Source organism: Streptomyces puniciscabiei, from assembly GCF_006715785.1.
GTDB lineage: Bacteria > Actinomycetota > Actinomycetes > Streptomycetales > Streptomycetaceae > Streptomyces > Streptomyces puniciscabiei.
Genome location: NZ_VFNX01000001.1, coordinates 1,149,502 through 1,175,743 on the forward strand (window position 1 = coordinate 1,149,502; position 26,242 = coordinate 1,175,743).

The window sequence follows — 26,242 nt, forward strand, 5'->3', positions numbered from 1 at the left end:
CCCGCTCCCTCTTCCTGTTCACTTGTCTCCGTCAGGGCATCGTCACGGGCAGGGGGCGCCGCGTCATGGACCCGGTGATCATCGTCGGAGCGGGGCCGGTCGGGCTCGCGCTCGCTCTGGCGCTGGCCCGCCAGGAGGTGCCGTCCGTCGTCCTGGACGAGGGCCCCGGCAAGGACGAACCCCGCCCGGCGCGCACCGTCGTACTGCGCGAGGACACGGCCGCCCTGCTGGAGCGGCTGACCGGGGTGGCGCTCGGTGAGCAGGGCGTGCGCTGGGCCGGATGGCGGTCCGTCAGGCGCAAGCAGGTGATGAGCGAGATCTCTTTCGAGGAGGCGGACCCCGCCGCCCCGCTGCACATCGCCCAGCACGTCCTCACCGGCGCCCTGCGCGCGGCCATCGCCGACGAGCCGCTGGTGAAGGTGGCCGCGGACAGCCGTCTGGACTCGATCGAGCAGGAGCGTTCCGGCGTCACGGCGCACACGCGCGGTGCGAACGGCACGTGGTGGCGCGGCAGTTACCTGGTCGGCTGCGACGGGCCGCGCTCCACGGTGCGCAAACTCCTGGACATCCGCTTCCCCGGCCGTACGGCGGTGGAACGGCACGCGGTCGCGGCGCTGCGCACGGAACTTCCGTGGCAGGGCCGGACGTTGCTCCATCGGACGCCGCCGTGGCGGCAGTCCGGGCCCTCGGCCGGGGAAGTGACCGCCCGCCCCCTCCCGGACGGCGTGTGGCGCCTGGACTGGCTGCTGCCACCGGGCAAGGACCTGGTGACGCCCGAGATCCTGGTGGCCCGGATCCGCGAGACGCTCGCGGGCTGGACGGACGGCTCCACACCGGTGTACGACCTGCTCGACACCGGTGTCCACACGGTGCATCACCGGCTGGCCCGCCGCTGGCGGGTCGGCCGGGTCTTCCTCGCCGGGGACGCGGCCCATCTGCTCGGCGCGCTCGGCACCCAGGGGCTGGACGAAGGCCTCCGGGACGCCGACAACCTCGCCTGGAAGCTGGCCCCGGCCTGGCACCACGGGCCGCACGAAGCGCTGCTGGACAGCTACCAGGCCGAGCGGCGTGCGGTGGTCGCCGCCCGGCTGCGCGCCGCCGACCAGGTGCTGCCGGTGCTGCGCGGCGCCGGCGGGCTGCGCCAGATCGTCCCGGGTGCGGCGCGCGGCCATGACACGCTGATCACCGACGGTCACCTCGGCCGCGGACCGCTCGGTGCGCCGGGGGTCTACGCCGACTCGCCGCTCGCGCCCCGGCAGCTGGAGGGCGAGATCCCGGTCGGCACCCCGCCCGGCGCGGCCGTCACCGACGTACGGGTCACCGCGGAGGATGGTTCCTTCGTCCAACTGCGCGACCGGCTCGGACGCGGCGCCCTGCTCGTCGTGCTGATCGCGCCCGGCACGGGGGTGTGGGACCGCAAGCACTGGGTCTCCGCCGGAGTGATGCCCCGGCTCGCGGCGGCCGTGACCGCGCTGCCGTACCCCGCCGAGCTGCTGGTCGCCGAGAGCTACCCGGGTGCGCCGGCGCACAGCGTGCTGCTCGTGCGCCCCGACGGCCATCTGGTCACCGCCCTCAGCGGCGTCCGGCCGGCCGACCTCTACACGGCGGCGGAGGCCACGGTGGGCGGCGTGGCCAAGGAGGAGGCACAGGCGGCCTCCGGCGCCCGCTGACCCGGGGCAGGTCACCCTCTGTCCACATGGTGACGGTGAGTTGACCGCAGTACACCGGCATGCTGTACTCCGGACCATGACCGACACCTGCGTGCGCCTGTGGCGGAGGGTCCACATGGACCTCGTCCGCTACGCGGGCTGCGTGTGTCGCCCGTCCTGCTGAATTCGCATCCTCTTCCTTCCGGGCGCTTCGGTGCGCCCGTTCCGCGAACCTCCTCAGGACGGTGCACGTGTCTGTCTCCCCTGCTTCCGTGTCCCCTGCTGTCGGCTCGGCGCCCACCCAGGCGGACCTCCTCGACTTCGTACGGCGTACGGCCGCCGACGCCGAGCTGATCGCCTCCCTTCCGCTCGACCCGGAGGGCCGCACCTGGGTGCGGCTGAAGGGTCCGCGCGGCAGCGAGGCATGGCTCATCGGCTGGCCGCCCGGCACCGGCACCGGCTGGCACGACCACGCCGAATCGGTCGGCGCGTTCCTCACCGCCTCGGGCGCTCTCAAGGAGAACTCCCTCGCCACCCGGCTGCCCACCGACGGCTGGAAGACCCTGGAACTCGCCGACGGTGTGGACCGCGAACGCCGGCTGCCCGCCGGCGAGGGCCGTGCCTTCGGCCGCCACCATGTGCACGAGGTCCTCAACGAGTCCCGTACGGAACACGCGATCTCCGTGCACGCCTACTACCCGCCCCTGCCGCGCATCCGCCGCTACAGTCGCAGCGGTCAGGTCCTGCGCCTGGAGCAGGTCGAACGCCCGGAGGACTGGCAGTGAGCGGCGTGCAGGAGACACCGGCGGGCAGCACACCGGCTGCGGCTGCCGTGGGTCAACGGCCGGTCGGCATCGACGAGTTGCTGGAGCGGGTGCGCACGGGCTACCGGCGCATCGAGGCACGGGAGGCGCATGAGGCGGCGCGGACGGGCGAGGCTCTGCTCGTCGACATCCGGTACGCGGCCCTGCGCGAGCGGGACGGGCTGATCCCCGGTGCTCTCGTCATCGAGCGCAACGAACTGGAGTGGCGCCTCGATCCCCAGGGCAGCCACCGCGTCCCCGAGGCCACCGGCCATGACCTGCGCGTCGTGGTGATCTGCAACGAGGGCTACGCCTCCAGCCTCGCCGCCGCCTCCCTCCACCAACTGGGCCTGCACCGGGCCACAGACCTCGTGGGCGGCTTCCAGGCATGGCGGGCGGAGGGCCTGCCGGTGGAACCGCCGAAGCCCTGACCCCGGAACGGTTTCCAGGACCTCAGTCCTCTTCTCCGAGGAACTCCGTGTCCTCACCCTCTTCCTCCAGGGCCTGGCGGACGACACGGAGGGCCATGCCCTCGGGGTAGCCCTTGCGGGCGAGCATGCCGGCGAGGCGGCGGAGACGCTTGTCGCGGTCGAGTCCGCGGGTGGCGCGCAGTTTGCGGGCCACGAGCTCGCGGGCCGTCGCCTCCTCCTGCTCGGAGTCGAGCTGGGAGACGGCCTCGTCGATCAGCGCCGAGTCGACCCCCTTGGTGCGCAGTTCCCGGGCGAGCGCCCGGCGCGCCAGTCCCCGGCCGTGGTGCCGGGACTCCACCCAGGCGTCCGCGAACGCGCCATCGTCGATCAGTCCGACCTCCTCGAACCGCGACAGCACCTCCTCGGCCACGTCCTCGGGGATGTCCCGCTGGCGCAGGGCGTCCGCGAGTTGCCTGCGGGTGCGCGGGGTCCCGGTGAGCAGGCGCAGGCAGATCGCCCGTGCCCGCTCAGCCGGGTCCCCTGAAGACTCCCCCCGCTCGGCCCTCGACGAGGAAGGGGCGCCTTCGTCCTCACCGGGCGCGTCCCCGAAACCGCGCCGCCGCCGACCGCGCCCCCGGCCGGCTCGCGAGCCGGGGCCACCGCGGGAGCCTCGGCCGGGCGAGCCACCCCCGTACGGCTCGTCGCCCGGATCGCCCGGGTGTGCTCCGTCGGCATCCCCGTGTCCACCGGTGCCGCGGTACGCGTCGTGCCTGTCGTGACTCTCGTAACCGTCGTCCGGGTGTCCGTCGGCACCGCCCGGGGCTGACCCCGGGTGGCCCCCGGTGCCCCTCCCCCGTGGGGCACCGGGGGTGGCGTACTCGTACTCGGCCCAGTCGGTTCGTCGTGTCACGGGTCAGCTCTTGGCTGCGGCGGCCTTGGGCTTGGTGGCCTTGGCGGCTGCCGGGGCGGACACCGTCTTGGCGTCGTCGGCGGCCGCGGTGGTGACAGCCGCGTCCCCGCCCGGCTCGGCGGCGGGCTCCTCCGGCCGGACTCCGACGCCCAGCTTCTCCTTGATCTTCTTCTCGATCTCGTTGGCCAGGTCGGGGTTGTCCTTGAGGAAGTTGCGCGCGTTCTCCTTGCCCTGGCCGAGCTGGTCGCCCTCGTACGTGTACCAGGCGCCGGCCTTGCGGACGAAGCCGTGCTCCACGCCCATGTCGATCAGGCCGCCCTCGCGGCTGATGCCCTGGCCGTAGAGGATGTCGAACTCGGCCTGCTTGAAGGGCGGGGCGACCTTGTTCTTGACGACCTTGCAGCGGGTGCGGTTGCCGACCGCCTCGGTGCCGTCCTTCAGGGTCTCGATGCGGCGGATGTCGATACGCACCGAGGCGTAGAACTTGAGCGCGCGGCCACCGGTCGTGGTCTCCGGGGAACCGAACATCACGCCGATCTTCTCGCGCAACTGGTTGATGAAGATCGCCGTGGTCTTCGACTGGTTGAGCGCGCTGGTGATCTTGCGGAGGGCCTGGCTCATCAGGCGGGCCTGCAGACCCACGTGCGAGTCGCCCATCTCGCCCTCGATCTCCGCGCGCGGGACGAGCGCGGCGACGGAGTCGATGACGATGAGGTCGAGCGCGCCGGAGCGGACGAGCATGTCCACGATCTCCAGCGCCTGCTCGCCGTTGTCCGGCTGGGAGAGGATCAGGTTGTCGATGTCGACGCCCAGCTTGCGCGCGTACTCGGGATCGAGGGCGTGCTCGGCGTCCACGAAGGCGACCTGGCCGCCGGCCTTCTGCGCGTTCGCCACCGCGTGCAGGGTCAGGGTCGTCTTACCGGAGGACTCCGGTCCGTAGATCTCCACCACGCGGCCGCGCGGCAGGCCGCCGACACCGAGGGCCACGTCGAGTGCGGTCGACCCGGTCGGGATGACCTCGATGGGCTCCTTCGACCGCTCGCCCATGCGCATGACCGCGCCCTTGCCGAATTGCCGTTCAATCTGCGCGAGCGCGGCGTCGAGCGCCTTCTCGCGGTCGGTTCCTGCCATGGGTTCCACCCGGTTTGCTTGAGTCGATCGCTTCACGTCAAAGACGCTAACGCCTGCCACTGACAATGCGCCCCGACGCAGGCCCAGCCTGTGGATAACCGCGGAACTTCTCCCAGCAAAACGGGACGAAATCCACTTCCAAAACCTCGCCTGAGCCTCCATGAGAATAGATGTTCGATTTTAGTGTCAAGCGCCCCCGCTTCCGGGGCGCACTCCGCTACGCCGACTCCTCCGGCTCGGGCTGCCCGGCCCGCGGTCGGCGCATGCGGGCGAGCACGCCGGGACCGCCGGGGCCCCGGTCGCGGTGCCCGTGCACCCGGGGGTCGTCCGTGACGGCGTACCGCTTCACATAGGCCCCCAGGAAGGCCTGGAGGGTGGCCACCGCCGGAATGGCGATCAGCGCGCCTACGGCGCCCAGCAACGCGGTGCCTGCGATGACCGAGCCGAAGGCCACCGCGGGGTGGATGTCGACCGTCCTGGCGGTCAGCTTGGGCTGGAGCATGTAGTTCTCGAACTGCTGGTAGACCACCACGAAGGCCAGCACCCACACCGCGTACCAGGGGTCGACGGTGAACGCGATCAGCATCGGCAGCGCGCCGGCGAGATAGGTGCCGAGGGTCGGGATGAACTGCGAGACCAGGCCCACCCAGACACCGAGCACGGGCGCGTACGGCACGCCGAGGGCCTGGAGCAGGATGTAGTGGGCGATGCCGGAGATGAGCGCCATCAGGCCGCGCGAGTAGAGATAGCCGCCCGTCTTGTCGACGGCGATCTCCCAGGCCCGCAGCACCTCCGCCTGGCGTGCGGGCGGCAGGACGGAGCACAGGGCGCGGCGCAGCCGGGGACCGTCGGCCGCGAAGTAGAAGGAGAACAGCCCCACCGTCAGCAGCTGGAACAGCCCGCCGAGCACCTGCGCGGAGACGTCGAGGACACCGGCGGCGCTGTTCTGCGCGTACTTGCGCAGCCAGTCGGAGTGGAGCAGGCCCTCCTGGACGTCCACGCGCCGGAGCTCTGTGTGGAAGGTCTCATTGATCCAGTTGATGAGCGAGTCAAGGTATTGCGGGAAACCCTCGACCATCTTGATGATCTGGCCGGCCAGCATGGAGCCGAGCAGTGCGACGAACCCGGCGACGGCGATCGTCAGCCCGAGGAAGACCAGGAAGGTGGCCAGCCCCCGGCGCATGCCACGCGCGGCCATCCGGCTCACCGCGGGCTCGATCGCGAGGGCCAGGAAGAACGCGATCAACACGTTGATCAACAGTCCGGTCAGCTGGTGGAAGGCCCAGCTGCCGAGCTGGAAGGCGGCGATCAGCGCGAGCGCGAGCACCATGGCGCGCGGCAGCCAGCGCGGCATGCGGCCGACCGCGGCGACGGCTCCGGGGGCCGTGGGCCGCTCGGGCGGTGTCGTGCCGGCCGGTGCCGCGTCCCGGGTCAGCGGCTCGTTGTCCTCGTCGATGGGTGCCACGGGCCAAGTCTCGCCCACGCCACCGGCAACCGGCGCCCACCCTCGATCTTCGTGACCGATCGGTGCGGTACGACGGATCTCCTCCCGGACGACCGGGAGATCTCGGACAGCCGGTCAGCCGGTCAGTGGATCAGCGCCGCTCACCCGGCACGTCCATGACCGTACAGACCACGCGCCACACGTCCTTCGCGTCCCAGCCGGCGTCCAGCGCCTCCTTCACGGTGCGCCCGCCCAGCTCCGACATGACGTGATCGCGCGCGAAGGTGTCGGCGTATCCCGGACCGAAGTGTTCCGCCATCCGCTGCCAGAAGACCGTCAACCGCATGAGTTCCGCTCCATACCCGTCATGAGCTGCACGTTTCCAGCCTCTCACGGTCAGCGTGCCTTGCGCGGGTGCCGTTGCGCCCACGCTGCCGTCTCTTGCCGGAGGTAGGCGGGTACGCACCAGCGCGGCCGGTTGAACCAGGCCACCGTGAGCTGGAGGACGACGCCGACCAGAAAGACGACGATCAGCAGGACGGCCACGACGACTGCCGGGGAGGGACCCTCCTGGTGCTGGCCGACACCGGCGGCGACGAACATCAGCATCGCCGGCAGCAGAGCCACGACGCCGGCCGCAAAGGGAGCCCAGCCGCGGACCAGTCCGCGGCTGACGTCCTCCTTGAACCGGAACACGCCTCGGCTCACGACCTGCTGGTAGTAGTCCGGGTCCTTCCACAACCGCTGGGCACGCCAGACCGAGAAGCAGGCGCTGCCGCCCCAGAAGACCAACAGAAAGATCCCCACACCTATCGCCCCGTCCTGGAACCAGCCGGCGGTGTCGGTGATGGCATGGTTGACGCAGCTGCTGGAGAACACGGCGACAGCACCGTCGCACCGATCGCCGCGGCCCGGAAGGCACCCGCCCGTGCGGCGCCCCAGCCTATCGCCGTGTCGGCGACGCCCCCGGACGCCCCGGCCGCCACGGACTTGCGGACGGACATGCCGGCGTCGCGCGAGGTGGCGGACAGCGCGGTGAACGCGCTCGGCGACCACACCGTCTCGGCCTGGCACGGCGGCCCCCACCCGGTCGCTGCCAGAAGACCGTCAACCGGATGACTCCGGTATCCCGCCCCTGGGGGTGGGCCCCGGCCGGGAGCGCTTGCCGAGACCGCTTTCCGTCCTACGGTCTGACGCATGGCCGAAACAGGAGCTTCCCCACTCCCCTCCACGTCCCCGGCGCGCTCCCCGCTCTTCCGCGCCGAGCAGTTCGTGTGGCTCACCGCGCGCGTGCTGGAACAGCGCCTCTTCGCGTACCACTTCCTGCACAGCACCCCGGACGCGGTGGAAGCGGCGCTGGACGCCTACCGCAACGAGGACGGCGGATACGGGCACGCCCTGGAGCCCGATCTGCGCGGCCCGGTGAGCCAGCCCCTGCACACCGCGCACGCCCTGCGCGTCCTGGACGCCATCGGGCGCTGCGGCGGGCAGCGGGTGGAGCGCCTGTGCCGCTATCTGACCTCGATCTCCACCGCGGACGGCGCCCTGCCGGCGATCCACCCCAGCCAGCGCGGATATCCAGCGGCACCGTTCGTCCCGGTCGTCGACGACCCGCCCAGCGATCTGCTCGCCACCGGACCGGTGGTCGGGCTGCTGCACCGCAATGAGGTGTGGCACGCCTGGCTGTTCCGGGCCACCGACTTCTGCTGGCAGGCCGTGGAGTCCCTGGAGAAGTCCCACCCGTACGAGGTGGAGGCCGCCGTGGCCTTCCTCGACTCCGCTCCCGACCGCTCGCGCGCTCAGGCCGCGGCGGACCGGCTCGGTCGCCTGGTGCGCGAGCAGCGGCTCGCGGCCCTGGAACCGGACCGGCTCGACGCGTATCCGGTCGCGTCCGGCTACGCCCCGGGCGAGCACCACTTCCCGCACGACTTCGCCAAGTCCCCAGAGTCGCTCGCCCGCGCGTGGTTCACGGACGACGAGATGGCGCGTTCCCTGGACCACCTGGCCACCGAGCAGCAGGACGACGGCGGCTGGCCGATCCGGTGGCGTCAGTGGGCCCCTGCCCCCGCGCTGGAGGCGCGCCCCCTGGTGACGATCGAGGCCCTGCGCACCCTGCGGGCTTACGGCCGTTTCGTGGGCTGATGCGGTGCGCTGATGCGGTGCGCCGATGTGGTGCCGTACGGCGGCTGATCGCATCCCGCGCCGCGGCCGGGCGCCACCGGTACGCGCGCGGAACCACCCGCGTGAGCCGTGTCGGCCCGCGCCGGTGGTGCGTCAACCGCCGAGCGCCCGTACGCCCGCCGTCACCACCACGGCCGCCGTGACGACCAGCAGGAACGGCGCGCGGAGCACCAGCGCCACGGCGGCCGCGCCGAGCCCCGCGACTCGTGCGTCCAGCATGAGCGCGTGCCCGTCGGCGAACGTCTGCTGAGCCGTGAGCGCGGCGAGGAGGGCGACGGGCAGCAGGGCGGCGAGCCGCCGTACGAACGGCCGCTCCATGGCACCCGCGGGCACCAGCAGCCCGGCGAGCTTGACGGCGTAGCAGCCGAGGGCGGTCAGGCCGATCGCGATCCAGGTGTTCACCGATCCTCCTCCGCCACGGCGTCGCCGTCCGATCCATAATCTCCATTGATCCGGTCAACCTGGTCAATCCGGTCCACTCGGGTCGCTCCGTCCGATCCGGTGCGTCCAGTCGGTCCACCGGTCCAGCCCGGCCCACGTCCTCCGCCCTGTCGGCCACGCCCCGCGCGACGGCCTTCGGCGACGAGAGCCACCGGTGCCGCCAGGGCCGCCACCAGGACCGGAACCCCGGCCGGCAGGACGGGCAGCAGGCCGAGGCCCAGCAGGACCGCCAGGCCCGCGACCGCGCGCTCGGTGGTCGTCCTCAGCATCGGCGCGAGGAGCGCCAGGAACACGGCGGGCCCGGCCGCGTCGAGGCCCCACGCGCGCGTGTCGCCGATGGCCTTGGCACCGAGCGCGCCGAGCAGCGTGGTGAGGTTCCAGAGCGCGTACAGCGTCAGCCCGGTGACGGTGAAGCCGATCCGCCGGGCCCGCCGGGTCGGCTGGGCCAGGGTGACCACCGTGGTCTCGTCGATCACCCACTGGGCGGCGAACGGCCGTACCGCGCGCGGGAGGGCGAGCAGCTGCGACAGTCGCAGCCCGTAGAAGGCGTTGCGGACACCGAGGAAGAAGGCGCCGGCGGCCGCCGTGAACGGATTGCCTCCGGCGGCGAGCGCTCCGACGAGGGCGAACTGGGAGGCGCCGGTGAAGACCAGGAGGCTGAGCACGCAGCTCTGGAGCAGCCCGAGCCCGCTGCCGGCCGAGGTCACCCCGAAGGCGAATCCGGACAGACCCACGGCGACGCCGACCCCGAGGGCGTCCCGTACGACGGCCCGGTCGGGCTTGCCCGCGTCGCCGGCGCTCATGTCCGCGAGTGCTGTCTGCTGTGCCACGCCCCGGACGGTACGGGCGCCGCTCACCCCGGGTCTTGTACGTTCTTGCGCCCGCGCTCGCCCCTCACCCGCCGCTCGCGCTGGTAGGCCCCCGGGGTCACGCCGACGATCCGGGTGAAGTGCCGGTTGAGGTGCGGTTGGTCGGTGAAGCCGACGGCCACCGCCGCCTCGGCGGGAGGCGAGCCCGCGTCCAGCAGGAGCCGTGCGCGACGCACCCGGGCGTCGGTCAGCCAGGCGTGCGGCGGCATGCCGTAGGCGTCCCGGAACGCCCGCAGCAGCGCGAACGGGCTGGTACCGAGGTCGCCGGCCAGCCGTTCCAGGGTCGGCGGCTCGGCCATCCGCTCGTCCAGCACCGCACGCGCGCGTGCCGCGATACCGGCTCCGGCCGTGCGGATCGGCCGCTGTGGCAGGGGCCCGCCGTTCAGCCGCAGCAGCCTGGTCACGGCGACCCGCAGCAGGGTGTCGGCGGCCAGTGCGTTGCCCTCGTCTGCGGCGCGCAGCACCTGGTGGACCAGGTGGACGGTGTAGGGGTCGTCCAGGACGGGGCTGACGAATCCGGGCGTGCCCCGGATGGTGGTGGTCTCGGCCGCGATCGCGGCGACGACCTCGGGTGAGGGATAGACCGCGCCGTACCGCCAGCCCTCGGGGACGCCGGCGCGGCCGGTGTGCGCGGTGTCCGGATTGACGAGGGCGAGGGCTCCCGCGCCCGCGGACACGTCGGAGCCGCGGTGGTGGAAGACCTCGACGCCGTCGGCTATGGCCGCGATCACGAAGTGCTCGTGCGTGTGCCGGACGAAGGTCTTGCGGACGTACCGGGCTCGCAGCAGGTCCACGCCCGGCAGCTCGTCGTACCGCCAGTGCCGCGCACGCTCCACCGGCCGACGCCCGCCCGTCTCCCCGCCCGTCCGTTCCTCGCCCCGCCGAGCCGCACCCGCCATACCCCCCATTCTCCGCCCACCACCCGCGTCCGGCCTCGGCCCACTCCCGTGCAACGACCCGCGGCCATCGTCGGCCCCCCGAACCACCGGCGACCCTCGACCGTCGCCGTCGGCTCCCCGAACCACCCGCGCCCCCGGACCGACGCCGTCGGCCCCCGAACCACCCGCGCCCCCGGACCGACGCCGTCGGCCCCCGAACCCCCCACACCCCTTGACCGACGCCGTCGCCTCCCCGCACAACCCGCCGCGGCCGCCATCTCCCTCCCCGCGCCCGGCTCCCGCCCAGACCCCGGCGGATAGCGTTCGCGCAGGTCAGCGTGATTGTCAGTGGGCGGGTGCAGGATGGACGCATGGTCAGCTCCGCACACCGAGCCCTCGACGGCTTCTCACCCGCGACCCGCGGCTGGTTCACGGGGGCGTTCTCCGCGCCCACCGCGGCCCAGGCCGGCGCGTGGCGGGCCATCGGTGCGGGTTCGGACGTGCTGGTGGTGGCCCCGACCGGCTCGGGCAAGACGCTGGCCGCGTTCCTCGCCGCCCTGGACCAGCTGGCCTCGACCCCGCCCCCGGCCGACCCGAAGAAACGCTGCCGGGTGCTCTATGTCTCCCCGCTGAAGGCCCTCGCGGTGGATGTCGAGCGCAACCTCCGCAGCCCGCTGACCGGCATCCGGCACGAATCCGTGCGCCTGGGCCTGCCCGAGCCCGAGGTCAGGGTCGGCATCCGCTCCGGCGACACCCCCGCGGCGGAGCGGCGTGCCCTGTCCACCCGCCCGCCGGACATCCTGATCACCACCCCCGAGTCGCTGTTCCTGATGCTGACCTCGGCCACACGTGACGCGCTGACGGGTGTGGAGACGGTGATCCTGGACGAGGTGCACGCGGTCGCGGGCACCAAGCGCGGCGCCCATCTCGCGCTCTCCCTGGAGCGGCTTGACGAGCTGCTGCCGAAGCCGGCCCGGCGGATCGGCCTGTCGGCGACCGTCCGCCCGGTGGACGAGGTGGCCCGGTATCTCTCGCCGCGCCGCAAGGTGGAGATCGTCCAGCCGGAGTCCGGCAAGGAGTTCGACCTTTCCGTGGTCGTCCCGGTCGAGGACATGGGCGAGCTGAGCGGCGCACCGGCGGCCGACGCGGGCGAGGGCGCGGAGCGGCCGTCGATCTGGCCGCATGTGGAGGAGCGGATCGCCGACCTGGTCCAGTCCCACCGCTCCACGATCGTGTTCGCCAACTCCCGGCGCCTCGCCGAGCGGCTGTGCAACCGGCTCAACGAGATCGCCTACGAGCGGGCGACCGGCGAGACCCTGGACGAACACCACGCCCCGGCCCAACTGATGGGCGGCTCGGGCGCGGCCCAGGGCGCGCCCCCGGTGATCGCCCGCGCGCACCACGGCTCGGTCTCCAAGGAGCAGCGGGCCCTGGTCGAGGAGGACCTGAAGGCGGGCCGCCTGCCCGCCGTGGTCGCCACGTCCAGCCTGGAGCTGGGCATCGACATGGGCGCCGTCGACCTGGTCGTACAGGTCGAGTCCCCGCCCTCGGTCGCCTCCGGGCTGCAACGCGTCGGCCGCGCGGGTCACCAGGTGGGCGCCGTCTCCACCGGTGTGGTCTTCCCCAAGTACCGCGGCGACCTCGTCCAGGCAGCCGTGGTCACCGAGCGGATGCGCTCCGGCTCGATCGAGTCCCTGAAGGTGCCCGCGAACCCGCTCGACGTGCTCGCGCAGCAACTGGTCGCGATGACGGCGCTGGACACCTGGCAGTTCGACGACCTGCTCGCCATGGTCCGCCGTGCGGCCCCCTTCGCCTCGCTGCCCGAATCGGCGTTCACGGCGGTCCTCGACATGCTCGCCGGCCGCTATCCGTCCGACGCGTTCGCGGAGCTGCGCCCGCGCGTGGTGTGGGACCGCGTGACCGGCGAGATCACCGGCCGCCCGGGCGCCCAGCGCCTCGCCGTCACCTCGGGCGGCACGATCCCCGACCGCGGTCTGTTCGGGGTCTTCCTCGCCGGTGCCGACCCGAAGAAGGGCGGCGGCCGGGTCGGCGAGCTCGACGAGGAGATGGTCTACGAGTCCCGTGTGGGGGATGTCTTCACGCTGGGCACGAGTTCCTGGCGCATCGAGGACATCACCCGCGACCGGGTCCTGGTCTCCCCCGCCCCGGGAGTACCGGGCCGGCTGCCCTTCTGGAAGGGCGACCAGCTGGGCCGCCCGCTCGAACTGGGCCGCGCCTTGGGCGCGTTCCTGCGCGAGGTCGGCGCGCTGCCCAGGGACGACGCGCGGCTGCGCCTGCTGGCGGCGGGTCTGGATGCCTGGGCGGCGGACAATGTGCTGTCGTACCTGGACGAGCAGCGCGAGGCCTGCGGCCATGTCCCGGACGACCGCACGATCGTGGTGGAGCGCTTCCGCGACGAGCTCGGCGACTGGCGGGTCGTCGTCCACTCACCCTTCGGCGCCCAGGTGCACGCCCCCTGGGCCCTCGCGCTGGGCGCCCGCCTGTCCGAGCGTTACGGCATGGACGCGCAGGTCATGCACGCCGACGACGGCATCGTGCTGCGCCTGCCCGACGCCGACCTGATGGGCCTGGACCTGCTCGACCAGGCACCGATGAAGGCCGGCACGGAGTACGACAGCGAACAGGCGCCCGTCGGCGCGGCGGACGTCGCCTTCGACAAGGGCGAGGTCGACCAGGTCGTCACCGACCAGGTCGGCGGCTCCGCCCTGTTCGCCTCCCGGTTCCGCGAGTGCGCCGCCCGCGCGCTGCTGCTGCCACGCCGCAACCCCGGCAGGCGGACCCCACTGTGGCAGCAGCGCCAGCGGGCGGCCCAACTGCTGCAGGTGGCAAGCGAGTTCGGCTCGTTCCCGATCGTCCTGGAGGCCGTCCGCGAGTGCCTCCAGGACGTCTTCGACGTCCCCGGCCTGGTCGAGCTGATGGGCGACATCGAGTCCCGCAAGGTGCGTCTGGTCGAGGTCACCACCCCGGAGCCGTCCCCGTTCGCCCGCTCCCTGTTGTTCGGGTACGTCGCCCAGTTCCTGTACGAGGGCGACTCCCCGCTGGCCGAGCGCCGGGCCGCGGCGCTGTCCCTGGACTCGCGGCTGCTGGCCGAGCTGCTGGGCCAGGCGGAGCTGCGCGAACTGCTCGACGCCGAGGTGCTGACCGAGCTGGAGCGCGAGCTGCAGTGGTTGACCGACGACCGGCGGGTCAAGGACGTGGAGGGCGTGGCCGATGTGCTGCGGCTGCTCGGCCCGCTGACGGACGCCGAGCTGGTCGCGCGGGGCGCGGACCCGCAGTGGGCGCGCGAGCTGGCCGGCGCCCGCCGGGCGATCAAGGTCCGGATCGCCGGTGCCGACCACTGGGCGGCGGTCGAGGACGCCGGCCGGCTGCGCGACGCGCTCGGCACGGCACTGCCGGTCGGTGTGCCCGAGGCCTTCACCGAGCCGGTCAAGGACCCACTGGGCGATCTCCTCGCCCGCTACGCCCGCACCCACGGCCCGTTCACCTCGGCCACGGCCGCGGCCCGCTTCGGCCTCGGCGTGGCGGTCACCGAGGGCGCCCTGCAGCGGCTCGCCGCGAACGGCCGGGTCGTCCAAGGCGAGTTCCACCCGGCGGGCATCGGCCAGGAGTGGTGCGACGCGGCCGTACTGCGCCGCCTGCGCCGCCGCTCCCTGGCGGCCCTGCGCCATGAGCTGGAGCCCGTGCCACCGGCCGCGCTCGCCCAGTTCCTGCCCCAGTGGCAGCACATCGGCAAGGGGCACGGAGTACGCGGTATCGACGGACTGGTGCGCGCCATCGAGCAGTTGCAGGGCGCCTCCGTGCCCGCCTCCGCGCTGGAGAAGCTCGTGCTGCCCTCCCGCGTGGCGAACTACACGCCCGCGATGCTCGACGAGCTGACGGCCGCCGGGGAAGTGGTGTGGGCGGGTGCGGGCGCCCTGCCCGGCAAGGACGGCTGGGTCTCCCTCTATCTGGCGGACGCGGCCCCCCTGCTGCTCCCCCCGCCCCATCCCCTGGAGCTGACCGCGCTCCACCAGTCCGTCCTGGAGGCGCTCTCCGGCGGCTACGGCCTGTTCTTCCGCCAGATCGCCGACCAGGTCCGTGCCACCACCCACCCCGATGTCACCGACCCCCAACTGGCCGACGCGCTCTGGGACCTGGCCTGGTCGGGCCGGCTCACCAACGACACCCTCGCGCCGATGCGTTCCCTGCTGGGCTCGGGCCGTACGGCGGGCTCGACCGCCCACCGCGCCAAGCGCGCCGTCCCGCGCGGGCGCTACGGCTCCCTGACGGCCGCCGCACGCACCGCGTCCCGTACGGGCCCGCCGACGGTCGCCGGCCGCTGGTCACTGCTCCCGGCGGCCGAGCCGGACGCCACCGTGCGCGCCCACGCGCTGGCCCGCACCCTGCTGGACCGGCACGGCGTGGTCACCCGCGGCGCGGTCGCCGCGGAGGGAATCGAGGGCGGCTTCTCGTCGGTGTACCACGTGCTGTCCGCGTTCGAGGAAAGCGGCCAGGCGCGGCGCGGCTATGTGGTCGAGGGCCTGGGCGCGGCCCAGTTCGCCATGGACGGCGCGGTGGACCGGCTCCGCGCGGTGTCCAGCGCACGCGACCGGGGCGAGGGCCTGCCCTCCCCGCCCGACCGGAACGGCTTCCCCGGCGGCTCCGACGGTTTCGCCCAGCCGGCCTTCCCGAACGGCTTCGACGCGCCCGACGGCACACCGCACGATCGCGCGCTCCCCGGCGCGTTCGACCAGGGCGACGGCGGCTTCGCCCACCCCGGACTCGACGGCGACTTCACCTGGCCGCCGACGGACCCGCCGCCCGCCCCCGGCGAATACGTCTCACCTCGCGACCTCGCCGACCCCTTCGCCACCCCCGGCTACGGCGGCCCCAGAGGAGGCGGATCCAGCGCCTACGGCCCACCGGCGAACCGAGGGTACGGAGGGTACGCGGGCGGTCGTACGGGCACGGCCTCGCCCGACCCCCGTGCCGTGGTCCTCGCCGCGGCCGATCCCGCCAACGCGTACGGTGCGGCCCTGTCCTGGCCCGAGCCGCCGACCGGTGCCGGGCACAAACCGGGACGCAAGGCGGGCTCGCTGGTCGTCCTGGTGGAGGGCGAACTGACGCTGTACATGGAGCGCGGCGGCAAGACCCTGCTGGCCTGGCCCGCCGGTCCGGACACTCCGGCCCCGGACGACCCCCGTCTCCGTACGGCCGCGGAAGCCCTGGCCGCGGCAGCTCGCGCGGGCTCCCTCGGCACGGTCACCGTCGAGCGGATCAACGGCGCCCAGGCTCTGACCTCACCCATCGGCAGCCTCTTCGAGGCAGCGGGCTTCGTGGCCACGCCCCGCGGCCTGCGCCTCAGAGCATGACCGCCGGCGACCGCCCCGCCGGCACGCGCCCGCCCCACCCGCCCGTGGCACCCTTGACGCATGCCCGAAGGTGACACGGTCTGGCAGGCCGCGCGGCGGCTGCACGAGGCCCTCGCGGGCAAGGCGCTGACCCGCAGCGACTTCCGGGTGCCGAAGTACGCGACGGTCGATCTCACCGGCCGAGCGGTGCTCAGCACGATCCCTCGCGGCAAACACCTGCTCACCCGGTTCGAGGGCGGCCTGACCCTGCACACGCATCTACGGATGGAGGGCACCTGGAAGGTGTACGGCACCGGCGAGCGCTGGCGAGGAGGCCCGGCACATCAGATCAGGGCGATCCTCGGCACCGCCGACCGCACGGCCGTGGGCTACCGGCTCCAGGTCCTGGAACTGCTGCGCACGAGCGAGGAAGAACGGGTCGTCGGCCATCTGGGCCCCGACCTGCTCGGCCCGGACTGGGATCCCGAGCGCGCCCTCGCCAACCTCCTCGCCGACCCCGCCCGACCGCTCGGCGAGGCCCTGCTCGACCAGCGCAACCTCGCCGGCATCGGCAACATCTACAAGAGCGAGCTGTGCTTCCTGCTGGGCGTCACACCGTGGCTGCCGGTCGGCACGCTGCCCGCGGACCGCGCCGAGAAGCTGCCCGCGCTCGCCAAGAGACTCCTGGAGGCGAACCGCGACCGCCCGATCCGCCAGACCACGGGCCTGCACCGGCACGACCTGTTCGTCTACGGCCGCGCACCCCGCCCCTGTCTGCGCTGCCACACCCCGGTCCGCGTGGCCGACCAGGGCGACGGCTCCCGGGAACGCCCCACCTACTGGTGCCCCACCTGCCAGACGGGCCCCGCCCCGGCCTCCGGCTCACCGCAGCACCGGCAGAACCGCCCACCCCGCCGCACCGCCTGACGCCCTGGCCCCCCACCAGGCCTCCGCCACAAACCCCTCCCGTACCCGAGCCCACCCTCCATACCGGCGACGCCACAGCGACCGGCATCCCCGGCGCCCCGCGCCCCCGGTCACCCCACCCGGCGCCCGACGGCCGGAAGCCGGCAACGCGCGGCAGGCCAAGCCAATCCCCGCCCACTAATTGACGGCCCGTCAGAAGTGCTCGTACCGTCGCTGCATGCCCCTCACGGCGTACGACCTCACCGGACGCACCGCATTCGTCACCGGAGCCGCCGGCGGTATCGCCCGGGCCTCCGCCGTTCTGCTCGCCGAGGCGGGGGCGACGGTGCACTGCGCCGACCGGGACGCGGACGGCCTGCACGGCACGGCGGAGCTGATCGAGAGACGCGGCGGCACGGCCCGTATCCACGTCCTGGACGTCACCGACCGGGCCCGGCTCGCCGAGGCCGTGCGGTCATGCGGACAGCTGGACGTGATGGCGGCGATCGCAGGGATCATGCACAGCAGCCCCGTGCTGGAGACCCGCGACGAGGATCTCGACCGGGTACTGCACGTCAACTTCAAGGGTGTGCTGTACGCCTGCCAGGAGGCGGTCCGCTCGATGCTGGCCCGTGACATCCGGGGCAGCATCGTCACCATGGCCTCGGGCGCGGTCGACACCGGTGGGCCCGGGCTGCTCTGCTACGGCGCGGCGAAGGCGGCCGTGGTCCAGCTGACCAAGACGCTGGCCACCGAGGTCGGGCGGCACGGCATTCGGGTCAACGCGATCGCGCCGGGCTGGATCCGCACCCCGATGACCGACCGCCACGACCGAGAGGCGCAGGCACACACCGAGGGCGTGATGGCCCGGATGGCGCCGCTGGGCCGGGTCGGCGAGCCGGGCGACGTCGCTCACGCGGTGCTGTACCTGGCGTCGGACGCCTCGGCGTTCACGACGGGTCAGATACTTCGCCCGAACGGGGGTGTGACGATGCCCTGGTAGCGTCCCCCGCCCGCCAGGCGGCTGCCCAGCGCCCCCTCGGCACGGCCCCCACGGCCTGCACTTTTGGGACGCAGTGCACGGGCAGCAGGCTCAGCCCCCACCCGCCGGCCGCGACCGCGGCTTCCAGGACGCCCGCCCCCTGCCCCAGGGCGATCCGCAGCACGGCCCACCACCACACGGCCGCGAAGCCCAGCGCGACCGCCCAGCGCACTATCCGCCCCACCATGGCCGCCACCACCTCCTGCGGGACGCTGGACCGCCGCCCGCCCGGCGCGGGAGACACACTCCGGGCTCACCGGTGCACACGAACGAGCCCGTCCGGAGATTCGCCGAGTACAGGGACCGGCTCTGGCCGGGACACCTACGCGTTCTCTGCCTGGAACATCCAGTGATGCTTCTCCAGATCCGCCGTGATCCCGATGAAGATGTCCTGGGACACCGGATCCGGCTCACCCGTCGCCGCGACCCGTTCCCGCATCCGGGTGATCACGGCGCCGAGCGCGTCCACCATCGCCCGGACCGCGTCCCCGTCCTTGATCCAGCCCGCCGGAGTGGTGCCGATGCCGCTGCCGGAGGCCACCGTGGCGGCGCGCCCGTCCGGTGGTACTCCGAGCGCCGAGGCTCGCTCGGCCACGGTGTCGGAGTGGGTGCGTGCGGAGGCGACGACCTCGTCGAGCTGGAGGTGGATGGAACGGAAGCGGGGCCCGACGATGTTCCAGTGGATCTGCTTGGCGACCAGGGAGAGGTCCACCAGGTCCACGAGGGCACCCTGCAGCGCCTCGGTCACGGTCTTCAGGTCAGCGTCGGCCAACGGGCTCTTCACGACGTACATGCGCTTCCTCCGGTGCTTCGGCGCCGTCACGTCCCTCCACCATGGCCGCCTCCCCCAACACCGGCAAACGGACGTAAAAGCGACACACATCACACATGGGCCGGTAAAGCAGAAACCCCGGCCGACGCTCCAGGTTCCCCTGGGACGGCCGGCCGGGGCCTCACAGCGATCGGTGCTGAGCCGCGTACGCGTGCGTCACGCGGCGACCACGTCCACCGCCTCGGCGGGCGCCTTGATGGTCACCCGTTCCGGTGGCACACCGGTCACCGAGACGGAACCCAGCATCGGACGGACCGGCGTGGGCATGGGCTCGGTGGCCGCGGCGGACTGGGCCAGTTCGGCGAGCGCCAGCTCGTCGCTCACTTCCCGCATGAGTTCCGACATCCGTACGTCCAGCGCGTCGCAGATGGCGGCGAGCAGCTCGGAGGAAGCCTCCTTCTGCCCCCGCTCCACCTCGGAGAGATAGCCGAGTGAGACTCGGGCGGACGAGGAGACTTCGCGCAGAGTACGGCCCTGGCGTTGGCGCTGCCGACGCAGCACGTCACCCAGCAGGCGACGGAGCAGAATCATCGGTGGCTCCCTCCTCGGACCGCGTAGCCGCATCCTTCTCGCCCCACCGTACCGCCTCGCGCTGCGGCCGTGCGGGGAGCGATGTCGTGTTCACTCAGGGCTGCAAACATCAAAACCCCCCGTTCCGTTCCGTATCCTGTGCCCGCTCATTACCGGTCTGTTCGCCCGCAAGCTGCTCCAGGAGCACTGCGAGTACGCTCCGTACACTCTCCATACGAATTTCCGCACGGCTGCCGTTCAACCGCAGGGCCTCCACTTTTCCGCCAGCGGCGGAACCCGGGCGGTCGGTGAGGGGCCCGTCGACGGCCACGAAAACCGTCCCTACGGGCTTGCCGTCCTGTGGTTCGGGGCCGGCGACTCCGGTCGTCGCGATGCCCCAGTCGGCGCCCAGCGCCTTCCGCACGCCGGCCGCCATCTCGCCCGCGACCTGCGGGTCCACCGCTCCGCGCTGCGCCAGCAGGGCCGCGTCGACGCCGAGCAGCTCATGCTTCAGCTCGGTGGCGTAGGCGGTGACCGAACCCCGGAACACCTTGGACGCTCCGGGGACCGAGGTGATCTCCGCCGCCACCAGGCCACCGGTGAGCGACTCGGCAACAGCGAGGGTCTCGCCCCTCACGGTCAGTAGTCGCACCAGTTCGGTGGCCTTCGAGCTCACGCTTCCTTCTCCTCCAACGCCGCCGCGCGCTCGGCGATTCCCCGCCTGCGCAGCACAATGGCTTGTCTCACGTAGTCGAGTCCGGTGACGACGGTGAGGACGACCGCCGCGGCCATCACCCAGAACCTCAGCGTGGCCAGCCATCCCGTCAGCGCCAGGACGTACATCCCGACCGCGACCCCCTGGGTGAGGGTCTTGAGCTTGCCCCCACGACTGGCCGGGATCACGCCATAGCGAATGACCAGAAATCGCAGCAGCGTAATGCCGAGTTCCCGGCCGAGGATGACGCCCGTCACCCACCAGGGCAGATCGCCCAGGCCCGACAGACAGATCAGCGCCGCCCCCATGATCGCCTTGTCGGCGATGGGGTCGGCGATCTTCCCGAAGTCGGTGACCAGGTTGTAGGTGCGCGCCAGATGCCCGTCGAACAGGTCGGTGATCATGGCGATGGCGAAGGCCGCCCAGGCCAGTGCGCGCCAGGCCGGGTCGTAGCCGCCGTTCGCCAGCATCAGGGCCACGAAGCCGGGCACCAGCACCAGCCGGAGCATGGTCAGCAGATTGGCCACGTTCCAGACGCTGGCCTGGTTGACGGCCGCGGCCGCGATCTTTCCGCCGCGCGCGGGCCTGCCGCCGCTGTCGGGACCTGGAGCAGAACCGGAGACCTCGGACCGAGCGCCGTCGGCAGGGGCGGCGGAACCCCGCGCGCCGTGCGCGCCGGAGGAGCCGCCCGCGGCGGATGCCGGGACTCCGGTCATCTGCCCGCCTCCTCACTACACGCGGGCGAGCCGGCCAGCGGCTCGGCCACCAGGTCGACACCTTCCGTACCGACCACCTTCGCCTCGACCATACGTCCGACGCTCAGGCCGGCGCCGCTCGTGAGCAGGACCTGGCCGTCGGTCTCGGGCGCCTGGTGCGCGGCACGGCCGTACACGCCCTCTTCCTCGTCCACGGACTCGACCAGGACGCGCACCGTGTCGCCGACGCGCTCCTCGGCGCGCTGGGAGACGAGTTCCTCGGCCAGCCGGGACACCCGGGCCAGGCGGTCGGCGACGACGTCCTCGTCGAGCTTGTTGTCGTAGGTCGCCGCTTCCGTGCCCTCCTCGTCGGAGTAGCCGAAGACACCGATGGCGTCCAGGCGGGCGCCGTTCAGGAAGCGCTCCAGCTCGGCGAGGTCGGCCTCGCTCTCGCCGGGGAAGCCGACGATGAAGTTGGAGCGCACGCCGGCCTCGGGCGCCTTGGAGCGGATGGTGTCGAGCAGCTCCAGGAAGCGGTCGGTGTCGCCGAAGCGGCGCATGGCGCGCAGCACGCCGGGCGCGGAGTGCTGGAAGGACAGGTCGAAGTACGGGGCGACCTTCGGGGTGGAGGTCAGCACGTCGATCAGACCCGGGCGCATCTCGGCGGGCTGGAGGTAGCTGACCCGCACCCGCTCGATGCCGTCGACGTCGGCCAGCTCCGGCAGCAGGGACTCCAGCAGGCGGATGTCGCCCAGGTCCTTGCCGTAGGAGGTGTTGTTCTCGGAGACCAGCATGATCTCCTTCACGCCCTGCTCGGCGAGCCACCGCGTCTCGTTGAGCACGTCGCTCGGGCGGCGGGAGATGAAGGAGCCCCGGAAGGACGGGATGGCGCAGAAGGAGCAGCGCCGGTCGCAGCCGGAGGCGAGCTTCACGGAGGCGACCGGGGAGCCGTCGAGGCGGCGGCGCAGCGGCGCGCGGGGGCCGGAGGCGGGCGCGACGCCCTCCGGGAGGTCGGCCGGGGCGTGCCCGGGCAGGGCTACGGACGCGGCCGATTCCTGCCGCTCGGCCGGGGTGATCGGGAGCAGCTTGCGGCGGTCGCGCGGGGTGTGGGAGGCGTGGATGCCGCCGGACAGGATGGTCTGCAGGCGGTCGGAGATGTCCGCGTAGTCGTCGAAGCCGAGCACGCCGTCGGCCTCGGGCAGCGCCTCGGCCAGCTCCTTGCCGTACCGCTCGGCCATGCAGCCCACCGCCACGACGGCCTGGGTTCTGCCATGGTCCTTGAGGTCGTTGGCCTCCAGGAGGGCGTCGACGGAGTCCTTCTTGGCGGCCTCGACGAAGCCACACGTGTTGACCACGGCGACGTCGGCGTCCGCGGCGTCCTCGACGAGCTGCCAGCCGTCCGCCTCCAAACGGCCTGCGAGCTCCTCCGAGTCCACCTCGTTACGGGCGCAGCCGAGTGTGACGAGTGCGACGGTACGGCGTTCAGGCATGGGCTCAAGAGTACTTCGTCTCACTGACAGCCCACGTCGACGGGGTTGGCCGATCTTGGCCAACCCCGTCACATCCGTTCCGCCGCGGGGACGGGCTACCCGGCGACGGGGTCGCCCTTGGTGTAGGTGAGGCGCTCCACCTGGCCCGGCTGGAAGTTGTCGTCGATCTTCTTGCCGTTGACGTACAGCTCGATGGCGCCGGCGTCGCCGAGGATCAGGTTGATCTTGGTGCTGTCCTGGAAGGTCCTGGACTGGCCCTTGTTCAGCAGCCCGTCGAAGAGCATCCGGCCGTTGTGGTCCTTGGCCGAGATCCAGCTGCGTCCGTTGGGGGCGCTGATCTGGACGGTCACCTTGTCCTGGGGTGCGGCGGCGATGGCGCTGTCGGAGGGCGCGGGGCTCGGCGCGGCAGGCTTGTCCTTCTTCGGCGTGGGCGAGGCCGGCCTGCTCGCGGTGGGCGTCCCGCCGCCCTGGGCGACCTGCGACTTCGCGTCGTTCCCGGAACCGCCGCCCTTGACCGCGGTGAAGCCGACGAAGCCGATCACCACGACGATCGCGGCGACCATGGCGGCGGTCCAGTTCGGCCCGCGCCGCTCGGGCCGGATCCGCTCGGCCTCGAACAGGGGGGCTGCCGGGGTGGGGGCGGGACGGCCGCCGTGCTCGGCGTCGTACTGGGCGATCAGGGGCGCGGGATCGAGGTGGACGGCCTTGGCCAGCGTGCGGATGTGGCCGCGGGCGTACACATCGCCGCCGCAGGGCGCGAAGTCGTCCGCCTCGATGGCATGGATGATGGCGATACGGACACGAGTGGCAGTGCTGACGTCGTCCACGGTGAGCCCGGCCGCGATCCGCGCCTGCTGCAGGGCGCGGCCCACGGAGACACGGGCTTCCTGGGACTCGTCTTGGAACGGACGCTCGTCTTCAGGGGAGTTGCCGATGGACACGGGGGCGCCTTTCGAGCGTGTAGCCACCTGTGCTGGAAGCTCAGTCTAGGGGGGGTACGAAAGGGTGGGGCAACCGGGCGGTCGGACTTTGTGCACCATAGGAATGGCCGGACATTCCTATGATTCGACAGGCAGGTACCCCATGGTGGGACGCCTATCTGTCCTTTCGCTCAACTGGACGTACGACGAAGGGAAACGGTTGCTCGCCGTTCCCTAACGGGTGGATCACGACGAAGCCGCCCGGCGTAACCGGCATCCGCCGAACGGCCCTTCGCCCTACTCCTCAGACTCCCCGCGAATCATGGCGAGCACGCCGTCCAGCTCATCAGGCTTCACAAGAACGTCACGTGCCTTGGAGCCCTCGCTCGGGCCCACGACGCCCCGGGACTCCATGAGGTCCATGAGCCGCCCGGCCTTGGCGAAGCCGACGCGCAGCTTGCGCTGGAGCATGGAGGTCGACCCGAACTGGGTGGAGACGACCAGCTCGGCCGCCTGGCACAGCAGGTCCAGGTCGTCGCCGATGTCCTCGTCGATCTCCTTCTTCTGCTTGGTGCCGACCGTGACGTCGTCCCGGAAGACCGGCGTCATCTGGTCCTTGCAGTGCTGGACGACGGCCGCGACCTCGGCCTCGGTCACGAAGGCGCCCTGCATGCGGGTCGGCTTGTTCGCCCCCATCGGCAGGAACAGGCCGTCGCCCTTGCCGATCAGCTTCTCGGCACCGGGCTGGTCGAGGATGACCCGGGAGTCGGCGAGCGAGGAGGTGGCGAAGGCCAGCCGGGAGGGCACGTTGGCCTTGATCAGACCGGTGACCACGTCGACCGACGGGCGCTGGGTGGCGAGCACCAGATGGATGCCGGCCGCGCGCGCGAGCTGGGTGATGCGCACGATCGCGTCCTCGACGTCACGCGGGGCGACCATCATCAGGTCGGCCAGCTCGTCCACGATCACCAGCAGGTACGGGTAGGGCTGCAGCTCCCGCTCGCTGCCCTCCGGCGGCTTGACCCTGCCCTCGCGGACGGCCCGGTTGAAGTCGTCGATGTGCCGGTAGCCGTAGGCCGCGAGGTCGTCGTAGCGCAGGTCCATCTCGCGCACGACCCACTGCAGCGCCTCGGCGGCCCGCTTGGGGTTGGTGATGATCGGCGTGATCAGGTGCGGGATGCCCTCGTAGGCGGTCAGCTCGACGCGCTTGGGGTCGACCAGGATCATCCGGACGTCCTCCGGGGTCGCCCGCATCATGACCGAGGTGATCAGGCAGTTGATGCAGGACGACTTTCCGGAGCCGGTCGCACCGGCGACCAGCATGTGCGGCATCTTCGCCAGCGAGTGCATCACGTACCCGCCCTCGACGTCCTTGCCGAAGGCGACCAGCATCGGGTCGTCGTCCTCGGCGGACTCCGCGAGGCGCAGCACGTCGCCGAGGTTGACCATCTCCCGGTCGGTGTTCGGGATCTCGATGCCGACCGCGGACTTGCCGGGGATCGGGCTGATGATCCGCACGTCCGGGCTGGCGACGGCGTAGGCGATGTTCTTGGTCAGCGCGGTGATCCGCTCGACCTTCACGGCGGGGCCGAGCTCGACCTCGTAGCGGGTGACCGTCGGGCCGCGGGTGAAGCCGGTGACGGCGGCGTCGACCTTGAACTCGGTGAACACCTGGGTGAGCGAGGCGACGACCGCGTCGTTCGCGGCACTGCGGGCCTTGCCGGGGCCGCCGCGCGTGAGCAGGTCCAGCGACGGCAGCGCGTAGGTGACGTCCCCGGAGAGCTGGAGCTGCTCCGCGCGCGGCGGCAGGTCGCGGGGCTCGTCGGGGGCCTTCTTGGTCAGGTCGGGGACGATCCCGGCCTGGAGCTTCTCCTGCTTGGGGCGCGCGGCCGGGACCGGCGTCGGAGCGGGCGCGGGGGCCGGCTCCGGGGTGGGCACCGGTGTGGTCTCCTCGCGGTCGCCGACACTGACGCCCTGGGTGAGGTCGGCGACCAGCGGGGAGGGCGGCATGCCGTGCAGCACCGCGCCGTCCAGCGCCGCGGCGGCGGCCGCCGCGACGTCCACGGCGTCCATCCGGCGCTGCGGATCCGGCTGGGGCACCGCGGAGCGCCTGGGGCGGCCACGGCGCTGCGAGAGGGCCTCCTCCTCGGCGCCGTCGGGGTCGTACGCCCGGGGGGCGGACGAGCGCTTTCGGGGGCGCGCGGGCAGCGCCTCGCGCCATTGGTCGTCGTAGCGCTCGTCGTCCTCGGTGAACTCCTCCGCCTCGTGGTCGTGCAGCACGCCCAGGCGTACGCCGAGCGCGCGCAGCCGCTGCGGGATGGCGTTGACCGGGGTGGCGGTCACCACGAGCAGCCCGAAGAGCGTCAGCAGCACCAGCAGGGGTACGGCGAGCACGTCGGTCATGCTGTACGTCAGCGGGGTGGCCGCCGCCCAGCCGATGAGGCCGCCGGCGTCCCTTATGGCCTGCATGCCGTCGCTGCGCGCGGGCGAGCCGCACGCGATGTGGACCTGGCCGAGCACGCCGATGACGAGCGCGGACAGGCCGATCACGATCCGTCCGTTGGCCTCCGGCTGCTCCGGGTGCCGGATGAACCGTACGGCGATCACCGCGAGCAGGATCGGCACCAGGAGGTCGAGCCGGCCGAACGCGCCGGTGACGAGGATCTCCACGAGGTCGCCGACGGGACCCTTCAGGTCGGCCCAGGTGCCGGCGGCGACGATCAGCGCGATGCCGAACAGCAGCAGCGCGATGCCGTCCTTGCGGTGGGCCGGATCGAGGTTCTTCGCACCCTGCCCTATGCCGCGGAAGACGGCGCCGACGGCGTGCGCGAGGCCCAGCCAGAGGGCGCGCACAAGCCGGTACACGCCCCCGGTGGGGCTGGGCGCCGGCTTCGGCGGCGCGGCCTTTCGGGCCGGGGCCTTCTTGGCGGGCGCCTTCTTGGCCGGGGCCTTCTTCGCTGCGGCCTTCCTCGCCGGAGCCTTCGAGGGAGCGGCCGCCTTCTTCGCGGGCTGCTTCTTGGCTGCGGAGGGACGTGAGGCCATGGGTGTGAGGTTACCGGGGGAGA

Annotated in this window: 22 protein-coding genes and 1 pseudogene; 8 read left to right on the forward strand and 15 right to left on the reverse strand. The window is 72.5% G+C overall.

Going from position 1 to position 26,242, the window contains the following annotated elements; genetic code table 11:
- Positions 1-65 precede the first annotated feature (65 nt).
- From FB563_RS05120 to FB563_RS05130, 4 genes are all read left to right on the forward strand, one after another.
- The gene (locus FB563_RS05120) at positions 66-1,670 is read left to right on the forward strand and encodes an FAD-dependent monooxygenase (protein ID WP_055710623.1); all 1,605 of its coding nucleotides are present in this window, start codon (positions 66-68) and stop codon (positions 1,668-1,670) included.
- 76 nt (positions 1,671-1,746) lie between these two features.
- Positions 1,747-1,833 (forward strand): putative leader peptide, encoded by an 87-nt coding sequence (locus FB563_RS45160; protein WP_313960178.1) that lies wholly within the window; start codon positions 1,747-1,749, stop codon positions 1,831-1,833.
- A 67-nt stretch (positions 1,834-1,900) separates the two neighbouring features.
- Positions 1,901-2,434 carry a cupin domain-containing protein gene (locus FB563_RS05125; protein ID WP_079049163.1) on the forward strand — a complete coding sequence of 178 codons (534 nt, stop codon included), beginning with the start codon at positions 1,901-1,903 and terminating at the stop codon, positions 2,432-2,434.
- Positions 2,431-2,883, forward strand: a complete 453-nt coding sequence (locus FB563_RS05130) for a rhodanese-like domain-containing protein (protein WP_055710625.1) — start codon at positions 2,431-2,433, stop codon at positions 2,881-2,883. The genes FB563_RS05125 and FB563_RS05130 overlap by 4 nt, the downstream gene beginning before the upstream one ends.
- 22 nt (positions 2,884-2,905) lie before the next feature.
- Here the strand turns inward: FB563_RS05130 and recX are convergent, their stop codons facing one another.
- The 5 genes from recX to FB563_RS05155 form a co-directional block, all read right to left on the reverse strand.
- Entirely contained in the window at positions 2,906-3,772 is an 867-nt protein-coding gene (gene recX / locus FB563_RS05135; RefSeq protein WP_142218491.1) for a recombination regulator RecX, read from the reverse strand.
- Positions 3,773-3,775: 3 nt separating this feature from the next.
- Positions 3,776-4,903 (reverse strand): recombinase RecA, encoded by a 1,128-nt coding sequence (gene recA / locus FB563_RS05140; RefSeq protein WP_142218492.1) that lies wholly within the window; start codon positions 4,901-4,903, stop codon positions 3,776-3,778.
- Positions 4,904-5,120: 217 nt separating this feature from the next.
- Complete coding sequence (locus FB563_RS05145; RefSeq protein WP_208766283.1) at positions 5,121-6,368, reverse strand: AI-2E family transporter; 1,248 nt, start codon at positions 6,366-6,368, stop codon at positions 5,121-5,123.
- Between the two features lie 130 nt (positions 6,369-6,498).
- On the reverse strand, positions 6,499-6,693 hold the full coding sequence (locus FB563_RS05150; RefSeq protein WP_142218493.1) for a DUF3046 domain-containing protein: 195 nt from the start codon (positions 6,691-6,693) through the stop codon (positions 6,499-6,501).
- 50 nt (positions 6,694-6,743) lie between these two features.
- Positions 6,744-7,226, reverse strand: a complete 483-nt coding sequence (locus FB563_RS05155; RefSeq protein WP_142218494.1) for a hypothetical protein — start codon at positions 7,224-7,226, stop codon at positions 6,744-6,746.
- A 318-nt stretch (positions 7,227-7,544) separates the two neighbouring features.
- Between FB563_RS05155 and FB563_RS05160 the strand changes: the two genes are divergently transcribed.
- The gene (locus tag FB563_RS05160) at positions 7,545-8,489 is read left to right on the forward strand and encodes a hypothetical protein (protein WP_142218495.1); all 945 of its coding nucleotides are present in this window, start codon (positions 7,545-7,547) and stop codon (positions 8,487-8,489) included.
- A 132-nt stretch (positions 8,490-8,621) separates the two neighbouring features.
- On the opposite strand, the gene FB563_RS05165 is transcribed toward FB563_RS05160, so the two are convergent.
- From FB563_RS05165 to FB563_RS05175, 3 genes and pseudogenes are all read right to left on the reverse strand, one after another.
- Positions 8,622-8,930, reverse strand: coding sequence for an AzlD domain-containing protein (locus FB563_RS05165; protein WP_142218496.1), 309 nt, complete (start codon positions 8,928-8,930; stop codon positions 8,622-8,624).
- Positions 8,927-9,799, reverse strand: a complete 873-nt coding sequence (locus FB563_RS05170; RefSeq protein ID WP_244329003.1) for an AzlC family ABC transporter permease — start codon at positions 9,797-9,799, stop codon at positions 8,927-8,929. Before FB563_RS05170 ends, FB563_RS05165 begins: the two co-directional genes overlap by 4 nt.
- A gap of 32 nt (positions 9,800-9,831) precedes the next feature.
- Positions 9,832-10,674: pseudogene (locus tag FB563_RS05175) on the reverse strand (AraC family transcriptional regulator); the annotation flags it as partial.
- A 413-nt stretch (positions 10,675-11,087) separates the two neighbouring features.
- Here FB563_RS05175 and FB563_RS05180 point away from each other — a divergent pair.
- From FB563_RS05180 to FB563_RS05190, 3 genes are all read left to right on the forward strand, one after another.
- Positions 11,088-16,088: an ATP-dependent helicase gene (locus FB563_RS05180; protein WP_142218497.1), complete on the forward strand. Its 5,001-nt coding sequence runs from the start codon at positions 11,088-11,090 to the stop codon at positions 16,086-16,088.
- Between the two features lie 60 nt (positions 16,089-16,148).
- The gene (locus tag FB563_RS05185) at positions 16,149-16,994 is read left to right on the forward strand and encodes an Fpg/Nei family DNA glycosylase (RefSeq protein ID WP_142218498.1); all 846 of its coding nucleotides are present in this window, start codon (positions 16,149-16,151) and stop codon (positions 16,992-16,994) included.
- 217 nt (positions 16,995-17,211) lie between these two features.
- A complete protein-coding gene (locus FB563_RS05190; RefSeq protein WP_142218499.1) occupies positions 17,212-17,976 on the forward strand; it encodes an SDR family NAD(P)-dependent oxidoreductase in 765 nt (254 codons plus the stop codon).
- 361 nt (positions 17,977-18,337) lie between these two features.
- On the opposite strand, the gene FB563_RS05200 is transcribed toward FB563_RS05190, so the two are convergent.
- From FB563_RS05200 to FB563_RS05230, 7 genes are all read right to left on the reverse strand, one after another.
- Positions 18,338-18,808, reverse strand: coding sequence for a Dps family protein (locus tag FB563_RS05200; RefSeq protein ID WP_142218501.1), 471 nt, complete (start codon positions 18,806-18,808; stop codon positions 18,338-18,340).
- A gap of 195 nt (positions 18,809-19,003) precedes the next feature.
- Positions 19,004-19,378, reverse strand: a complete 375-nt coding sequence (locus tag FB563_RS05205) for a helix-turn-helix domain-containing protein (protein WP_142218502.1) — start codon at positions 19,376-19,378, stop codon at positions 19,004-19,006.
- Between the two features lie 109 nt (positions 19,379-19,487).
- Positions 19,488-20,033: a CinA family protein gene (locus tag FB563_RS05210; RefSeq protein WP_142218503.1), complete on the reverse strand. Its 546-nt coding sequence runs from the start codon at positions 20,031-20,033 to the stop codon at positions 19,488-19,490.
- Positions 20,030-20,788: a CDP-diacylglycerol--glycerol-3-phosphate 3-phosphatidyltransferase gene (gene pgsA, locus FB563_RS05215; RefSeq protein ID WP_142218504.1), complete on the reverse strand. Its 759-nt coding sequence runs from the start codon at positions 20,786-20,788 to the stop codon at positions 20,030-20,032. Before pgsA ends, FB563_RS05210 begins: the two co-directional genes overlap by 4 nt.
- Positions 20,785-22,257 carry a 30S ribosomal protein S12 methylthiotransferase RimO gene (rimO, locus tag FB563_RS05220; protein ID WP_142218505.1) on the reverse strand — a complete coding sequence of 491 codons (1,473 nt, stop codon included), beginning with the start codon at positions 22,255-22,257 and terminating at the stop codon, positions 20,785-20,787. The genes pgsA and rimO overlap by 4 nt, the downstream gene beginning before the upstream one ends.
- A 95-nt stretch (positions 22,258-22,352) precedes the next feature.
- Positions 22,353-23,198, reverse strand: coding sequence for a helix-turn-helix domain-containing protein (locus FB563_RS05225; protein WP_142218506.1), 846 nt, complete (start codon positions 23,196-23,198; stop codon positions 22,353-22,355).
- Positions 23,199-23,474: 276 nt separating this feature from the next.
- On the reverse strand, positions 23,475-26,219 hold the full coding sequence (locus tag FB563_RS05230) for a DNA translocase FtsK (RefSeq protein WP_208766284.1): 2,745 nt from the start codon (positions 26,217-26,219) through the stop codon (positions 23,475-23,477).
- Positions 26,220-26,242 lie beyond the last annotated feature (23 nt).

What these genes read in the sequence shown, in the direction of transcription:
- FB563_RS05120 (WP_055710623.1), top strand. Translation starts at nt 66, where the DNA reads ATGGACCCGGTGATCATCGTCGGAGCGGGGCCGGTCGGGCTCGCGCTC.
- FB563_RS45160 (WP_313960178.1), top strand. Translation starts at nt 1,747, where the DNA reads ATGACCGACACCTGCGTGCGCCTGTGGCGGAGGGTCCACATGGACCTC.
- recA (WP_142218492.1), bottom strand. Translation starts at nt 4,903, where the DNA reads ATGGCAGGAACCGACCGCGAGAAGGCGCTCGACGCCGCGCTCGCGCAG.
- FB563_RS05150 (WP_142218493.1), bottom strand. Translation starts at nt 6,693, where the DNA reads ATGCGGTTGACGGTCTTCTGGCAGCGGATGGCGGAACACTTCGGTCCG.
- FB563_RS05160 (WP_142218495.1), top strand. Translation starts at nt 7,545, where the DNA reads ATGGCCGAAACAGGAGCTTCCCCACTCCCCTCCACGTCCCCGGCGCGC.
- FB563_RS05180 (WP_142218497.1), top strand. Translation starts at nt 11,088, where the DNA reads ATGGTCAGCTCCGCACACCGAGCCCTCGACGGCTTCTCACCCGCGACC.
- FB563_RS05185 (WP_142218498.1), top strand. Translation starts at nt 16,149, where the DNA reads ATGCCCGAAGGTGACACGGTCTGGCAGGCCGCGCGGCGGCTGCACGAG.
- FB563_RS05190 (WP_142218499.1), top strand. Translation starts at nt 17,212, where the DNA reads ATGCCCCTCACGGCGTACGACCTCACCGGACGCACCGCATTCGTCACC.
- FB563_RS05200 (WP_142218501.1), bottom strand. Translation starts at nt 18,808, where the DNA reads ATGTACGTCGTGAAGAGCCCGTTGGCCGACGCTGACCTGAAGACCGTG.
- FB563_RS05205 (WP_142218502.1), bottom strand. Translation starts at nt 19,378, where the DNA reads ATGATTCTGCTCCGTCGCCTGCTGGGTGACGTGCTGCGTCGGCAGCGC.
- pgsA (WP_142218504.1), bottom strand. Translation starts at nt 20,788, where the DNA reads ATGACCGGAGTCCCGGCATCCGCCGCGGGCGGCTCCTCCGGCGCGCAC.
- rimO (WP_142218505.1), bottom strand. Translation starts at nt 22,257, where the DNA reads ATGCCTGAACGCCGTACCGTCGCACTCGTCACACTCGGCTGCGCCCGT.
- FB563_RS05230 (WP_208766284.1), bottom strand. Translation starts at nt 26,219, where the DNA reads ATGGCCTCACGTCCCTCCGCAGCCAAGAAGCAGCCCGCGAAGAAGGCG.